This window comes from Streptomyces alanosinicus, assembly GCF_014650595.1.
Lineage (GTDB): Bacteria > Actinomycetota > Actinomycetes > Streptomycetales > Streptomycetaceae > Streptomyces > Streptomyces alanosinicus.
Genome location: NZ_BMVG01000042.1, coordinates 20046 through 35266, shown reverse-complemented (window position 1 = coordinate 35266; position 15221 = coordinate 20046). Strand labels below are relative to the sequence as shown.

11 protein-coding genes are annotated in these 15221 nt (G+C 71.5%); 5 read left to right on the top strand and 6 right to left on the bottom strand.

Annotated elements, in window-relative coordinates; translation table 11 throughout:
• Positions 1 to 50: 50 nt before the first annotated feature.
• The gene (locus IE277_RS39755; RefSeq protein ID WP_189958605.1) at positions 51 to 2075 is read right to left on the bottom strand and encodes a hypothetical protein; all 2025 of its coding nucleotides are present in this window, start codon (positions 2073 to 2075) and stop codon (positions 51 to 53) included.
• Positions 2076 to 2311: 236 nt separating this feature from the next.
• Here IE277_RS39755 and IE277_RS39750 point away from each other — a divergent pair, with 236 nt between their 5' ends.
• Positions 2312 to 2788 (top strand): hypothetical protein, encoded by a 477-nt coding sequence (locus tag IE277_RS39750; protein WP_229882315.1) that lies wholly within the window; start codon positions 2312 to 2314, stop codon positions 2786 to 2788.
• On the top strand, positions 2785 to 6531 hold the full coding sequence (locus IE277_RS39745; RefSeq protein ID WP_189958604.1) for a caspase, EACC1-associated type: 3747 nt from the start codon (positions 2785 to 2787) through the stop codon (positions 6529 to 6531). Before IE277_RS39750 ends, IE277_RS39745 begins: the two co-directional genes overlap by 4 nt.
• A 16-nt stretch (positions 6532 to 6547) precedes the next feature.
• Here IE277_RS39745 and IE277_RS39740 read toward each other — a convergent pair whose 3' ends face one another.
• Positions 6548 to 7084 (bottom strand): hypothetical protein, encoded by a 537-nt coding sequence (locus tag IE277_RS39740; RefSeq protein WP_189958603.1) that lies wholly within the window; start codon positions 7082 to 7084, stop codon positions 6548 to 6550.
• 261 nt (positions 7085 to 7345) lie between these two features.
• Between IE277_RS39740 and IE277_RS39735 the strand changes: the two genes are divergently transcribed.
• Positions 7346 to 8377: an NAD(P)H-dependent glycerol-3-phosphate dehydrogenase gene (locus tag IE277_RS39735; RefSeq protein WP_189958602.1), complete on the top strand. Its 1032-nt coding sequence runs from the start codon at positions 7346 to 7348 to the stop codon at positions 8375 to 8377.
• A 150-nt stretch (positions 8378 to 8527) separates the two neighbouring features.
• Positions 8528 to 9733, top strand: a complete 1206-nt coding sequence (locus IE277_RS39730; RefSeq protein ID WP_373310985.1) for a macrolide family glycosyltransferase — start codon at positions 8528 to 8530, stop codon at positions 9731 to 9733.
• A gap of 149 nt (positions 9734 to 9882) precedes the next feature.
• Here the strand turns inward: IE277_RS39730 and IE277_RS39725 are convergent, their stop codons facing one another.
• From IE277_RS39725 to IE277_RS39715, 3 genes are read right to left on the bottom strand one after another with little or no spacing between them, the layout of a single operon-like run.
• Positions 9883 to 10320, bottom strand: a complete 438-nt coding sequence (locus IE277_RS39725) for an HIT family protein (protein ID WP_229882314.1) — start codon at positions 10318 to 10320, stop codon at positions 9883 to 9885.
• A 60-nt stretch (positions 10321 to 10380) separates the two neighbouring features.
• A complete protein-coding gene (locus tag IE277_RS39720; RefSeq protein WP_189958601.1) occupies positions 10381 to 10845 on the bottom strand; it encodes an ABA4-like family protein in 465 nt (154 codons plus the stop codon).
• Complete coding sequence (locus IE277_RS39715; protein ID WP_189958625.1) at positions 10842 to 11714, bottom strand: hypothetical protein; 873 nt, start codon at positions 11712 to 11714, stop codon at positions 10842 to 10844. Before IE277_RS39715 ends, IE277_RS39720 begins: the two co-directional genes overlap by 4 nt.
• 268 nt (positions 11715 to 11982) lie before the next feature.
• Between IE277_RS39715 and IE277_RS39710 the strand changes: the two genes are divergently transcribed.
• Positions 11983 to 12579, top strand: a complete 597-nt coding sequence (locus tag IE277_RS39710; protein WP_373310986.1) for a MerR family transcriptional regulator — start codon at positions 11983 to 11985, stop codon at positions 12577 to 12579.
• A gap of 36 nt (positions 12580 to 12615) precedes the next feature.
• Here IE277_RS39710 and IE277_RS39705 read toward each other — a convergent pair whose 3' ends face one another.
• The gene (locus IE277_RS39705) at positions 12616 to 15177 is read right to left on the bottom strand and encodes an ABC transporter permease (RefSeq protein WP_189958599.1); all 2562 of its coding nucleotides are present in this window, start codon (positions 15175 to 15177) and stop codon (positions 12616 to 12618) included.
• Positions 15178 to 15221 lie beyond the last annotated feature (44 nt).

Genomic DNA, 15221 nt, shown 5'->3' with positions numbered 1-15221 from the left:
CCTGACCGGCTGAGGCAGCGGCGGTCCGGTCCCGGCGTACACCGGAGTTCCTACGGCGAGGGCTTCCGTGCCCCTTGAACCCAGTGCCACGCCTCGGCGAACAGCTCGGGCAGGGTGCGGGTGGGAAGGGGAGGCGGGTTCTCCAGCCGGCCGTTGTAAGAGCGCTGCACCCCGAGCAGTTCCGCCTTCCACGCCTCCATGGGCTGGTAGGGCTTGCCCGCGTGGATCCACTCACCCGGCAGGAACAGCTGACGGCCCGCTCGGGCACGCTTGTCCTCGACGACCAGGCCGCGCTCGACCAGCGCGGCACCGGCCTTCTGGTGCCGGGCGGCCTTCCAGCCGTTCCACAGGCGGATGTTCCGGTCGCTCGGCGCGCGCAGGGTCAGCAACTGCAGATAGAGCGCTGCCGCGTCCTCGTCGACGCCGAGTTCGTCGACGACCTGGCCCAGCACGTCGGGCGCGGAGAGCACCGGATTCGTCTCGTACGACCCGGAGGGAAGCGAAGCGCCCTCGATCCTCTCGACGATGCGCGCGCAGGCCGGCCCGCGCAGCCACTCGACCAGCTCGACCTCGGGGTCGTAGCGGGAGTCCGCCCGGGCCGCCAGCAGCGTCCGGGAGCGGTCGTCGTCCCCGTAGAACGCCGGGCGGAAGTACAGCTCGGGCTGGGACCGCGCGCCTCTGCGGTCGACGGTGCCGTCGACGACCACGGTCAGCCCGTCATCGACGCTCGCGACGTCCAGCGGCTCCGGGCCGGCGTAGGGACGCGAGCCGAACCGGTCGTGCGCATCGGCGACCGTATGCCCCGCCGCGTGGCTGAGACTGCCGGCATCCAGCAGCAGGCCGGGGTGGTCCAGCCGCTCCCGCAGCGCGCGTACGAGGCCGGGTGCTCCGGCGCGTACCGGGTCACCCGCGGGGAGCTCCGCGTAGACCCAGAAGAGGTTCGGTACGACCGTACGCAGGGTGTCCTCGAAATCGACGAGGTCCCAGCCCTCGGCGGTCGGGAAGGGTCGGAACTCACTGTTCCGGATCCAGGTGTCGAGGTTCGAGCCGAGACCGCGTATCGCGGCGTGGTCGGTGAACGCCGCGCAGAAGCGGCCCGCGGACAGCCGGGACAGCTGCAGCTCGACGGCCGCGTCGAAGGTGCGCTGCGGGACCAGGGTCCGCCGGCCGTACCGCTCCCGCCACGACCACGCGATCCGCTCCGCCACCGCGCGCATGCCCTGCGGCTCCCACAGCTCGGCGGGGTCCGCGGGCAGCACGTCCGCCACCAGCTCAAGGCGGTCCGGCGAGCCCATCCGGCCGGGCTCGCGGACGCCGTCCTCGATCTCGGCCACCTTGAGCCGGTGGATCTTCCGCTCCCTGTCGTCGAGGCGCGGGAGATACCCGCACGCGAGCATCCCCGCCAGCGCGAAGGACGCCGCCGCTCGGCCCATCCCCGTGCCCTCCCTCAGCACGGCCACCGCGTCGAGGTCCCACGGCACCGGCCCGCGCTCCCGGACGAGCTCCACCAGTCGGCGCACCTGCTCGGCGCTGCCCCATCCCCCGCGCGGGACGTCGGTCACCTCCTCGATCGCCCCCAGGCCCGGCGGATCCCCCTCCCCCGTCCGCAGGTCGACGAACGTCCGCAGCCCGCCGGCGGCCCAGCCGACCGCGACGGCCGCCCCTCGCTCGTCCCGGACGGCCTCGGGGGCTCCCTCGGCCACCCGCACCAGACCGGTGCGCATACCGGCCCGCGAACCGGCGAAGGGGCTGTCCGCCCAGATCTCCAGCAGCGCGAGCAGAGGCCGGCGCCGCTCATCGCGCGTGGGCTCCACAGCGGCACGCAACGCCACGGCGCCGATACGCCCGATGAACCGTGCCCAGGACCCCTCCCCGGCCCTTCCCGGACCCTCGTCCGGTGTGGCCGGCGTCCACGTCCCGGCCAGATAACGCCCCGTACGCTCGATACCGGCCAGCGCCCCCTTGCCGCTCCAGTACCCCAAGCCGTCCACGAGCCCGTCCAGCGCGGCCGCCACACGGTGATCGTCCAGCGTCACGACCTCAGCCCGCGCCGCCAGCAGCTCACCTGCCGTCATCCCGTCTCCCCGTACCGCGCTCGAACGCTCCATGGGGAGATCATGGCGTACGGGTCTGACAACGGAAGGGTGCCTGAGCGTCGGCGACAAGGCCGGGCGTACGACAAGGGCGTCGCTTTCCCGACTGGCCGGATGCCACCGGTGCCGTCTCGTTCGCCCTGCCGTCACCGGCGTCTTCATGTAAAAGTCTCAGGCGCAACCAACTCGCAGCGACATGTCAACGGCAAGGAGCAACGATGGGGGACGGGGGATCCCGGTGGCGGCTCGCGGTGCCGGCCGGCGGTGACACGCTGCGGCAGGAGCGGCTCACCTGGGACCTGCACGACAGGCTGCGGGAGGTGGACGGACTGGTCGTCGGATTCGCCGACGACGACCAGCCCGCCGGGCCCGGTCACAAGGGTGCGGGTGTGGGTGACGTCGCGCTCTGGGCAACCACCGCGACCGCCGTCGCCCGCCCCGTTTCCCGGATCCTGATCACGCTGATCAAAGAGTGGTGCGCCAAGGAACGCCACCGCCAGGTCGAGGTCACCCTCGAAGGCAGCTCCCTCACGATCACCGGCCGTCCGGACGCGGCTCAGGAGCATCTCGTCCGCGAATTCCTGGACAAGGTGCATCTGGACAAGGCGCACGGGGACAAGGTGCACGGGGACAAGGTGCACGGGGACAAGGTGCACGGGGACGAGGGCGACGGGCCGGGGGACGTCCGAGAGTGACCCGGCTGAACAAACGCCATGCTCTGCTGATCGGTACCGAGCACTACGACGACGACCGTTTCGGTCCGCTGCCCTCCACCCAGGCGGACGTGTGGGGACTGCGTCAGGTCCTGCAGCACCGCAGCATCGGCGGCTTCGGCTCCGTACGGACCGAGACGGATCTGACAGCCGACGACATGCGGCAGGTCATCGCCGAGTTCCTGGAGGAGCGCGAACCGGACGAGTTGGCTCTGCTGTATGTGTCCGGGCACGGCGTGCGGCGGGCGCGGGACGGCGGGGAGTTCTCTTTCGTCGCCAAGGACACCGCCTTCGACAGGGTCGCGGAGACCGGTGTCAGCGCCGGCTACGTCAACGAGCGGCTGGAGCAGTGCGTCGCCCCCCAGAAGGTGGTCATGATCGACTGCTGCCGCAGCGGTGGCTTCGCCGTGGGACTGCGCACCTCGGACCGGCGGCCCGCCGGATCGGTCGCGAAGTCCGGCGAGCCGGCTCCCCTGACCAGCCGAGGCGTGTACGTGCTGTCCTCCTCCCGGGCCGGCGAGGACTCCTACGCCGATACGGCCGAGGGCGCCGAGGTGAAACCGTCCGCTTTCACGGCCGAAGTGATCGAGGCCCTGCGAACGGGCAAGGTCAGCAAGGACGGCGGCGGCGATGTGTCCGTGACCGACCTCTTCCACTACGTCAACCGGCGCATGCGGGCCCAGGGCGGCCGCCAGGTGCCCGTGCACTCCGCGCTCGGCGTCGACGACCGCATCGTCCTCGCCGACTGCCCGTTCGGAAGCGCCCCGATCCTCCTCCCGCTGAGTGGCCGGCCCGCGCCCCGGCCGACGGACCCCGCGCCCGTCCGGGCCGTCAAGTCGGGCCGCTCGCAGCCGACCTGGACCGACCTCCTCGACTACTACCGCGAGTGTGTGCTGTCCGACGAGACCGAGACGCCGCTGCTGGACGTGCGCGACGACAGCCTGTCGTATGTGTGTCTCTCCGGTGCAGAGCGTTTCCTCACCGGCGAGGTCGACGACGACGGGTGCGTGGCCCTCCCCGCGGAGGCGGCCTCGCTCGTCGAATCGGCCACGGAGCAGGAGGCCGAACTCTGGGCAGGCTATCCGGCCGTGGTCGTGACCGGGCCGCGCGCGGAACGCCCGTGGCGGCACCCCAAGTTCGCGCCCCTGCTGATCCGGCGGGTCGAGATCGTCCAGGGAGACGGTGGGGCACGGCTGAAGCCCTACGGCCCGGTGCAGCCGCACCCCCGTCTGGCCAGGGACTGGCTGGGCGACGAAGAGGCCGCCCAGCTCGCGGAGACCTACCAGCCCACCTGGCACCGAGGCCAGCACGACCGTATGGCCGTCGACGCGGGCAACCTGCTCACGCAGGAGTTCGAGCTGCCGTGTGTGCAGGAACTCCGGCCCGACGAACTCGTCGATCGCATCGACATCCACACGCCCGGCCATGGCGCCCGCAACACCGCTGTGCTCTTCACCGCCCTGCCCTCGACCGCCTTCACGAAGCAACTGCTCAAGGACTTCGCGGATATCGCGAAGATGACGGACCGGATACCGGAGACGGCACTCTCCGCCCTGTCACCGGACACGGCGGAACGCACCCGCGCATACACCCTGACGGATCCCGCGCCCACCCACCTGGTCACCCCGCTCGCCTGCAACGAGGCGCAAACCGCTGTCCTGCGCTCCGCGATGACCGAGCGCCTCACCGTGGCCACCGGCCCACCCGGTACCGGCAAGAGCCAACTGGTCGCCAATCTCGTGGCCACCGCCGTCGCCGACGGCCAGACGGTCCTGGTGGCCTCCACCAACAACGAGGCTGTGGACGAGGTCTGGCGCCGCTGCGAGAACCTGGTCCCCGGCAGTGTCGTACGCACGGGATCGTCGAGCTACGCCGAGACGGAGGCAGGCGCCCTACACGCTCTGCGCACCATGCCGGAGGCGGCCTCCAACGTGACCACGGCAGCCATGGGCGTCGACATGGCCGCCGGCCGTCTGACCCGGGTACGCCAGGACCATGCCCGAACCGCGAAGGCCGAGCGGGAACTGCGCGAGGCGGGTGCCGCGCGCGAGGAGCACGCCGATCGGCTCGGACTGCCGGTCGCCGACCTCATGGCTCTGCTCACCGGCTCAGACCGTCCGGACCGGCTCGAAGGCAAGGCCCGCCGGCTCGCCCGCAGACGGCTCCTCGGCCAGTGGTCACGCGGCCGTTTTCTGCGCAAGGCCGGCCTGCGCGCCTATGAGGGCGATCCCGTCGACGGCTGTCTCGCGCTCGCCGGATTCCTGGCGGCCCAGGAAAGCTGGCGCCACCTGCACCGGCAGGTGGCCCATGTAGACGACACCGACATGGCGACGACGCTCCGCGATGCGGACAGCGCCGTACGGACCGCGTCGCACACACTCCTCGACAGCGTGGTCCGCGGTCATGCCCGCAACGGGCGTCAGCGCATCCTCGCTCTGCTGCGTGCACGGGACGACAGCCGGACCAGTGACTGGCCCGCGATGCGGGAAGTCCTGGGCCGAGCCCACGGACAGAAGGACAGGCCCGCCGTCGCGGGCTGGGCCGTCACCAGCCTGTCCGCCCGCCGCTTCCCCCGGGACCCCGCGCTCTTCGACCTGGTCGTGGTCGACGAGGCCAGCCAGTGCGCGGTGCCACACATCCTGCCCCTGCTGTTCCGGGCCCGGCGCGCGCTGGTCATCGGCGACGCCATGCAGCTGACGCACATCGTCAAGACCGGTCCGGAACGCGAGGCCCTCATCCGGCGTCGCACCGGGCTGCGATCGGACTGGCTGGAGAAACACCGTCTCGCCTACCGGCGCCACTCGGCCTTCCACGCGGCCGAGCGCTCTGCCGGAGGCACGCTTCTCCTCGACGAACACTTCCGCTGCCACCCGGACATCGCGTCCATCTCCAACAACCTTTTCTACGACGGTGGATTGACCGTTCTCACGGACACCCGGGTACGGCCCTCCCTGGACCGCCCCGCGCTCATCTGGTCCCACGTCGCGGGAAAGGCCGGACGCTCCCCCTACGGCAGTTCCTGGGTGAACGGCGACGAGATCCACAAGGTGGACGCCAGCGTGCGCTACCTGCTGGACCAGCTGCCCGCCGAGGCCACCGTCGGCGTCGTCACGCCCTTCAAGGCACAGGCGGACGCTCTCCGCGACCGGTTGAGCCGGTACGACCAGGAGCGCCTGCGCGTCGGCACCGTGCACACGTTCCAGGGCGGTGAACGCGACGTCATGGTGTTCTCCCTGGTCGCCGGCGAGGGAATGCGCGCAGGAGCGGTCAGCTGGGTCGAGCGCCAGCTCAACCTGTGGAATGTCGCCATCACCCGGGCCCGCACCCACCTCATCGTGGTGGGGGACAGAGAGCGGTGGGGGCAGCAGGGAGGCATCGCCTCGGCACTTCTGGAGGCAACGACCGACAGCGGTCCCCGTACCGGTGAAGGCGACGGGAACGACCTCCTCAAGCGGCTCTACCAGCGGCTTGCCCGCAGGCCGGGAACGACCGTCGTCCTCGGCGAGAACGTGGCAGGGCACCCGGTCGACGCCCTTGTCAGGGACGCCGGCGCCACCACGGACAGCGCCGTCCTGCTCGACCCGGGACCGGAGGAGGACGGTGACGCGGCCCGCCACCTGCGGCTGATGCTGCACCGCAGAACGCTGGTGGACGGCGGCCCACAGGGGGGTGCGGCCATCCGCTACCCGGCCTGGAGGCTGTACGACACCGACCCGGACCGATGACCGCCGACCTGGCTGTTCACACCCCGGCATCTGCCGCGACTCGGTAGGCCGGGCCCCGGGCGCCCAGGACCCCGGGGATGCCCTGCCACAGGGACGCACCGTTCTCCCGCTCCCACCGCGCTGTCGCCCGGGACCGCGCCCACTGGGTCACGGTGACGGGCACCAACATGACGGGCGGCATCAGCTCGCGCGACACGAGGGCGATGCACACCATCCAGCAGACCGCCGCCCCGACGAGTCCGGCCGTACGCCGCAGCGACAGCCGTCGCGCCGCATCCTGGCCGGCGCACGGTTCTCCGGCGGTGTCGATCCGCGCGGCCTGCTCGTACCTACGGCGGAGCCGGGCAGGCAGACGGAAACCGAACGGCAGCAACGCCAGGGACACGAGAGCGACCGCAACTGTGCCCACCAGCAGGACCCCCAGCCGGTCAGGCGTCCCGATCAACGCCAGCAACAACCCTTCGGACAGCACCACGCCCGCGCCCATCATCAGCGCGGACGTCCGCTCGAAGTGCACCACCCTTATCAGCCCGGGTCTGGCGTCCCCAGTCATCGTCCCAGCTCTCTGCCCTGACACCCGCACGGGCAGGGAAGATCCAACGCCGTCCGGCACCCGGCGTCAACCGGCCGCGTATCAGAACATGCCCGGACCGAAGCGGTTCTGGTGGCTCGGCTGGGGCCCGACCAACGTCAAGAAAGGCAACGACCCGGCGAGGACCGGAGTCTTCTGTCAGAGCAGCGGCTGACGTGGTCTGCCGGTCGAGGGTGTGGTCGTTAGATTGAGGCGCGCCGACGACTGAACAGGAGTCACCGTATGTCTCGTCGTGTTGCGGTCTACGGAGCGGGCTCCTGGGGGACCGCGTTCTCTCTCGTGCTGGCCGACGCCGGGTGCGAGGTCACTCTGTGGGGACGCCGGCAGGTGCTCGTCGACGCCATCAACGACACCCGCGGCAACCCGGATTACCTGCCGCAGGTCAGGCTGCCCGCGACGGTGCGCGCGACGACAGACCCGGCACAGGCGGCACACGACGCGGACATCGCCGTCCTCGCGGTGTCCGCGCAGAGTGTCCGACCGCTCCTGGAAGCCTGGGCGGGACTGTTCGAGCGCCGCACGGTCTTCGTGTCGCTGATGAAGGGCGTGGAGCTCGGCACCGACAAGCTGATGAGCCAGGTGATCGCCGAGACGACCGGCGCACGAGCCGACCGCGTCGCCGTCGTGTCCGGGCCGAACCTTGCCGGGGAGATCGTCGCGAGGAAACCCGCCGCCAGCGTCGTCGCCTGCCCTGATGACACGACGGCAGCGCTGGTCCGAAGCGCCTGCCACACCCCGTACTTCAGGCCGTACACGAACGCCGATGTCGTCGGCTGTGAACTCGGAGGCGCCGTCAAGAACGTCATCGCCCTGGCCGCCGGTGTCGCCGACGGCATGGGACTCGGCGACAACGCGAAGGCCGCGCTCCTGACCCGGGGGCTCGCCGAAGCGACCCGGCTCGGCGTCGCCATGGGTGCCGACCCGCTCACCCTCGCCGGGCTGGCCGGTATGGGAGACCTGGTGGCCACCTGCTCGTCGACGCTGTCACGCAATCACACCTTCGGCGCCTGTCTCGGCCGGGGCCTGAGCGTGGAAGAGGCACGCACGCGGACCAGGCAGACGGCCGAAGGCGTCGCTTCGTGCAAGGGCATCACCGGCCTCGGCCGGCGTCACAGGGTCGACCTGCCCATCGCGGAGACCGTGGCCGACATCATCCACCACGGCCGGGATCCCGAAGAGGCCGTGCACACCCTGATGTCACGCACCACCAAGCCGGAGAACCTGCGCAACGGCCGGGCCAGTACGTCTGAGTGACAACACAGGCCTTCCATCGAGTGATGTCAGGTGATGTCCCGCGTGTGATCGCCGGCGGCGGAAAGTCGGCCCGGGGACCGCGTTGCCCGGTCGGGCTCCTCGGCGTTGCTCTGCCGTAGACCTCTATCCGATATCTGAGGAAGTCCGGTTATGCACCACCCTGCCCATATCGCCATGGTCGGCACGCCTTTGGTCGGCCATGTGCTGCCCAGCCTGGAGATCATCCGCGAACTGGTGGCCCGCGGCCATCGCGTGACGTACGCCACCGCCACCACCACCGGTCCCGTCGCCGAGCTGATCACTCCCACCGGCGCCGAACCGGTCGGCATCACATCCACTCTTCCGACCGCCGACCGCGCCTGGCCGCAGGATCCCATCGCCTCCGCCTCCCTCTTCCTCGACGAGGCCATGGCGGTCCTGCCCCAGCTGCGCGCCGCGTACGACGACGACCCCGCCGACCTGTACCTCTACGACATCGGCGCGTACGCGGGCCGTGCGCTGGCCGAGGCGCAGGGCCGCCCCCTCGTTCAGCTGTCCGCGGCGCAGGTGGCCTGGGCGGGCGCCCGGGAGGAGATCGGCGCGGCGTTTGCCCAGCTGCCCGGAGGTCCCGCACACCGGGCGCGGTTCGCCGCCTGGCTGGCCCGGTGCGGTGCGGCGACGACGAACGTGGAGGAGTTCACCGGCCACCCGCCGCGCGTACTGGCCATGATCCCGCGCGCCATGCAGCCTCATGCGGACCGGGTCGACACCGAGGCGGTGACGTTCGTCGGCCCGTGCTTCGACACCGGCCGGGAGCGGGACGGCTGGCTGCGGCCGGCCGCTGCCAAGAAGGTGATGCTGGTGTCACTGGCCGGCTCGGCGAACTACGGACCGCGGGAGACCTACCACCAGTGTGTGGCGGCCTTCGCGGATCTCCCGGGGTGGCATGTGGTGCTGCAGACGGGCAGCAGCGGCGATCTGGCCGAGCGGATTCCCCGCAACTTCGAAGTACGGCCGTGGACAGCGCCGTTGACGATGCTCGAACAGGCAGACGTATGGGTGACACACACCGGGATGGGCAGCAGCAGCCAGGGGCTGCACGCCGGTGTGCCGATGATCGCGGTACCGCACGGGCCCGACCAGAGCCGCCACGCCGACCGGCTGGTCGAACTGGGTGTCGCCCGCCGGATCGACCCCGCGGACGTCACGGCGGCGACGCTGCGTACCGCCCTGATGGAACTCATCGGCGACCCACAGGTCGCCGCGCGCTCGGCATGGCTGTGGTCCGAGGTACGCGCCGAGGGCGGCATCCACCGCGCCGCGGATCTGATCGAAGAACAGCTAGAAGAACAGCTGGCGGGGGACAGGGTGGGCTGATGACACGGGGCGGGCCCGCGACGCTGTGGCGAGCGCGGGCCCGGGGCGGGAGTGTCGGGCGAGGATCTGTCACCGCGTCAGCCAGCTCGTACAGGTTTCACGTGAAACTGTCGGTCATTCGGCCGACAGGACTCTGACTCACCTCATGCTCATGTGGCCCGGCTTGTGCCCGGCTTGTGGTCACGCTGGAGGGCGGCGGCCAGTTGCGTGCCTGGATCGCCGATGGGACGCCGGCGGGACTGTCCGGTCGGCCATGTCGAGATCCCGTCATCCACCCACCTCGGAACGACGTGGAAGTGCAGATGGGGCACGGACTGTTCCGATCCCGGTCCGCTGGCGCTCAGGATATTGACGCCCGAGGCGTCCAGGCCCGTGCGCATGGCTGCGGCCACGCGCTGGACCAGCGTCACCGTTGCGGTCAGGACATCGGGCGGGGTGTCGAACACGTCCGCGTAGTGGCTGGTGGGGACCACGAGCGTATGTCCCGGCGCGAGAGGGTTCAGCGGGGTGAAGGCACAACTCTCCGTCTCACGGGCTACCCAACGTGCGGTGCCTTCATGGATGAGCTGGCAGAAGACGCAGTTCACGCCGCCCAACCCTGTCACAGGGCAGCGTGAACCGGCCATTCGTGATACCGCTGAAGACCGCTATGCGGCTCCGCCGGCAACGCCCCCGGCGATCGCATCGCGGGCCGTACGCCAGTGTCTGGCAGCGCGCAGGCCCAGGAAGGTCAGCAGTCCGCAGGGTGACAGCAGGATCGTGAACACGAGCAACGGGCCCATCAGCAGGGGGGAGAAGCCCAGTCTCCTGCCCTCCAGGTACATCCACTGACCGATCAGCAGATCCCAGGCGATGACCTGTGTCCAGACGGCTCCCGCTCCGTCTGCCAGGGCCACCAGGTGGCGGAAGGTGTCGAGGTCCGGGCTGCTGACCGCGCTCCAGAGTTCGGGGAACACGGGAACCGCGAGCCCGAGATAGACGGCGAGTACGGGCACCACGGTCCACGGTGACCCGGCGATGCGGGCCGTCGGGCCCCACGCCGGCGCGAGGATCATGAGCAGCCAGACCGGTGCCGCCAGCCAGAAGGAGAGCGCGAAGAGGAATGCGGTCATGGCCTGAGTTCCTTCGGCACGGAGGCGAACGATCCGTACGTGCCCAGAGCAACTGCCGTCAGGATCAGGCCGGCCGCCCCCCACATCGCTTCGTCCGGGGCGGTCAGCGGCCGGCCGCGCAGGGCCTGCCAGAGGACCAGGGCGAAGACGGCCGCGTAGGCCCCCGAGGCGAGCAGTACCAGGCGCAGCCGGAGCCGGTCGTCGGCGAGGCGGGCGAAGCGCGGGGCGAGTCCGGTCAGCACCATGACCAGGGCCGGCAGGAGTTGCAGCGCGTGCATCCCGACGAAGTGCGGGACGCGTAGATCGCCGCCGGTCGTGGACCAGCCGGTCAGGGGCATCGAGGGGCCGCCGTCCGGCACGCCCACGCTGTGCGCGCCGATCACCTTGGAGACGCCGCGGCGCTGCCCCGGTGCGGGCCGGGTCATCAGGAAGCCGACGGCGGCTCCGGCCAGGGCCAGGACGAGGCCGCAGCGCATCGCCCAGGCGGCCGCGCGGTCGGCGATCCGGGCGCGGAGCAGCAGCACCGCGACGACCAGCGTGGCCGCCCACAGGATGGCGACGGTGACGGCCATCGTGTTGTAGAGCGCCGTGTCGAAGGGTGTCTCGTGGTTGAAGTGGCTGCGCTTTCCCCGCGCGGCCTGCCCCGTGATGATCACCATCTCGACGAGACCCGTCACCGCGACGACGGTCCCCGCCCACCAGCCCACGCGCCGGCCACGGCGCAGGAACGAGAGCATCCAGGCCAGCGAGAGACAGTACGCCACGAACGAGACCGAGAACTTGAACGGCTTGGCCCAGACCGGCGCGCCCACGAGGACCCGGTCGTCGACGAGGAGTCCCACCGCGGACATGACCGCCGTCACCGCCATCGCCGCCGAGAACAGCACCAGCGGTCGATGCCATGACCGATATGAGTCCAATGACAGATATGGCGGCCGTGATCGGTATGGCCGCTGCGAGGACATCCGTAAGGAATTCATGACCACCCCCAAAGTGGATAGCGGAACTATCCGCTATCCGATAGCGCCACTATCTATCATTGGGTGGCGGGTCGGCAAGGGGCCGGCGCGGTGGGCATGACGAAGGCCGAGGAGTGAACCGGCAGTGCGCGTTGGGGAGTTGAGCCGGAAGACCGGAGTGCCGGTGCCGACGATCAAGTACTACGTCCGTGAGGGCCTGCTGCCCCCGGGCGAGCTGACCAGCCGGAACCAGGCGAGCTACGACGAGACGCACGAACGCCGGCTGCGGCTGATCCGCGCCCTGCTCGACGTGGGCGGCATGCGGGTGGCCGAGATCGCGGACGTACTGGCGGCCCTCGACGACCCGGAGCGTCCCCTGCACAAGGTGCTCGGCGCCGCGGCGGACCGGGTCGGCGGCGCGAGCGCCGCGTACGACGACGCCGAGTCGGCGGCGGCCCGCGGCATCGTCGCCGACCTCGTCTCCCGGCGTGGCTGGCGGGCGCAGGCGTCGAACCCCGCCGCCGTCGAACTGGCCGAGGCCCTTGCCGCCATGGCCCGGTTGGGCCACGGGGCGTTCGCCGACGTGCTCGACGACTACGCCGATGCCGCCGAGCAGGTCGCCCGCGCCGACCTCGGATACCTGGACCGGCAGGTGGCGGTCGAGGACATGGTGGAGGGCATGGTGGTCGGGACCGTGCTGGGCGAGGCGGTGTTCGGCGCCCTGCGGCGGCTCGCCCATGTGGACGCCTCGGCGAGGCGGTACGGCGAGGACTAAGAGGACTAAGGGGAAGCCCTGGTGGGAAACCCCGGGTCAGGCCGCCGCGACTGCCTCCAGCGGGCTCAGCGCGGCTGCCCGGCGGGCCGGGACCGTGGCGGCGAGGGCGCCGGTCGCGAGGGACAGCAGGCACACGAGGAGCAGGGTTCCCCACGGCAGGGACAGCGAGTACCGGTCCATCGCGCCGTTGGCCAGTGAGCCGACCGCCCAGGCGGCGAACAGACCGCCGGCCAGGCCGAGAAAGGTCCCGAACGCGGCGACGGTGACCGCTTCCAGACGGATCATCCGGCGGACGGCCGCGCGCTCCATGCCGAGGGCGCGCAGCGCGCCGATCTCGCGGGTGCGTTCGGCGACCGACATGGCCAGGGTGTTCACGATGCCGAGTGCGCCGATCACCGCGCCGATGACGAGCAGCCCGTACATCACGCTCAGCAGGTCGGCCATGGTGCCGGCGGCCTCGTCGACGAGCTGCCGCCGGTCCTGCACCTTCAGCAGCGGGCTGTCGCCGACGGCGGTGCGCAGCCGCTCCTCGGTGGACGGGGACACCGCGCCGGTGTCGGTGCGGACCAGGATCCGCTGGACGGAGCCGGGCAGGAAGCTGTCCTTCGCGACCTCGGTACGGGCGCCGAGCGCGTCGTGGGCGATGGGGTTGTCCTGGTACACGCCCACGACGGTGTACGTCTTCGGCTGCTGCTCGCGGCCGATGGTGGCCGTCAGCCTGCTGCCCGTGGCCGTACGGGTCTCCCGGGCGGTGGTCGCCGAGACGGCGATCCGGCCCGGCCCGAGACGCTCGGCGGAGCCGCTGACGAAGTCGAGCCGCATGACGTCGCGCACGGTACGGGGGTCGACGCCGGAGATGTCCCGGACATGGCCGCCGGTGACGAGGGTGGAGTCCGTGACGGCGGTCGCGGTCCGTACGCCGGGGGCGTCGGCCACCCGTCGTACGGCGGCCGGGTCGATGCCGGTCGTGGTGGTGCGGGCGCTGATCACGTAGTCGGCGCCGAGCCCCGCCGCGGCCTGGCGGTCGAGGGCCTGTGCGGTGGAGTTGCCGAGGGTGGCGAGCCCGGCGACCAGCGCGGTGCTGATGAGGAGGGTGGCGGCGGTGGCGGAGGTGCGCCGGGGGTCGCGCAGCGCGTTGTCCCGGGCGAGCCGGCCGGTGATCCCGAAGCGGCCGGTCAGCCGTCCGGTCAGGTGGACGACGGGGACGGCGAGCAGCGGCGCGAGGACGATCAGGGCGGCGGCCAGGAGCGCGCAGCCGAGCATCGCGCTCCGCAGGTTCTCCTCCGAGGCGTCCTTCGTTCCGGTCAGCGACACCAGCCGGACGACGCCGAGGACGAGGAGAGCGAGGCCGCTCACGGCGCGGATCCGGGACCAGCCGGCGGCGGGCGGCTGGTCCGCCGTACGCATCGCCTCGACGGGCGCGACCTTGGCCGCCCGGCGGGACGGCAGCCACGCGGCGAGCAGCGTGACGCCCACGCCGACGCCGAGCGCGGCCATGACCGGGCGCGGGCCGATCACCAGCGGGCCGTCGGGCAGCGCGTTCTCGCCGGTGCTCAGGACGGAGGGCAGCGCCGAGGCGATGCCGAGGCCGAGCAGGAAACCGGCGGCCGACGCGAGAAGGCCGACGGCCAGGGCCTCCAGGAGGACGGAGCGGGAGATCTGGCGGCGCGAGGCGCCGATCGCCCGCAGCAGCGCGATCTCACGGGTGCGCCGGGAGACGAGCATGGTGAAGGTGTTGATGACGAGGAACGAGCCGATGAACAGCGAGACCCCGGCGAAGACCAGCGGCAGCTTCGCATAGCCCCGGGTCAGGGTGTCGACGAGGACGGCCTGCTGGGCGGCCTGGGCGGCGCCGGTGGTGGCCTCGGCCCGGTCGGCCGGGAGTACGGCCGTGACCCGGTCTGCGAGTTGGGAGGCGTCGGTGCCGGGCGCGGCGGACAGGTCGATGCCGGTGTAGTGGCCCGGGGACGCGAACAGCCGCTGGGCGGTCGCCCGGTCGAACAGGGCGAGGGTGCCGCCGGCGGTCACCCGGGTGTCGGTGGTGGTGACGATGCCGACGAGCCGCTTGGTCATGACCGGGCCGTCGGTGGCCAGCGTGACCGTGTCGCCGATGCGGAAGTGGCCCGCGGCCGCGGTGCCGCTGTCCACGGCGAGTTCACCGCGGTGCGCCGGGGCCCGGCCCTCGACGACCGGGTAGCGGCTGTCCTTGCCGTCCGCACCGGGTACGTAGGCGGCGGCCTGGTTCGCGCCGGTACGGACCCGCAGCGGGGTGCCGTCGGCCGCGTTCAGGGCGGCGGAGCCGTCGACGGAGGGGCGTACGGCGGCGACCCCCGGCACGCGGGCCAGCTTGCGGGCCAGCGCGTCGGTGAGCACGCCGCTGCGCGGATCGCCGGCGCCCCCGGACGCGGGCTCCTTGCCGGTCACGGTGACCGCGACACCGGCGAAGTCCTTCGAGGCGGCGGCGCGGTGGGCCGCGGCGGTGGAGTCCGCGAAGACCAGGGTGCCACTGACGAACGCGACCCCCAGGCAGACGGCGAGGACGGTCATGATCTGACGGGCCTTGTGCGCCAGGACGTTGCGCAGGGCTGTTCTCAGCATGGGTGGCTCTGGCTTTCGTAGATCCGAAGAAAATCGAAGATTCG

Bases quoted from the DNA above. Each gene is read 5' to 3' on its own strand.
- IE277_RS39755 (WP_189958605.1), bottom strand. From the start codon at position 2,075: ATGACGGCAGGTGAGCTGCTGGCGGCGCGGGCTGAGGTCGTGACGCTG.
- IE277_RS39750 (WP_229882315.1), top strand. From the start codon at position 2,312: ATGGGGGACGGGGGATCCCGGTGGCGGCTCGCGGTGCCGGCCGGCGGT.
- IE277_RS39740 (WP_189958603.1), bottom strand. From the start codon at position 7,084: ATGACTGGGGACGCCAGACCCGGGCTGATAAGGGTGGTGCACTTCGAG.
- IE277_RS39735 (WP_189958602.1), top strand. From the start codon at position 7,346: ATGTCTCGTCGTGTTGCGGTCTACGGAGCGGGCTCCTGGGGGACCGCG.
- IE277_RS39730 (WP_373310985.1), top strand. From the start codon at position 8,528: ATGCACCACCCTGCCCATATCGCCATGGTCGGCACGCCTTTGGTCGGC.
- IE277_RS39720 (WP_189958601.1), bottom strand. From the start codon at position 10,845: ATGACCGCATTCCTCTTCGCGCTCTCCTTCTGGCTGGCGGCACCGGTC.
- IE277_RS39715 (WP_189958625.1), bottom strand. From the start codon at position 11,714: ATGGCGGTGACGGCGGTCATGTCCGCGGTGGGACTCCTCGTCGACGAC.
- IE277_RS39705 (WP_189958599.1), bottom strand. From the start codon at position 15,177: ATGCTGAGAACAGCCCTGCGCAACGTCCTGGCGCACAAGGCCCGTCAG.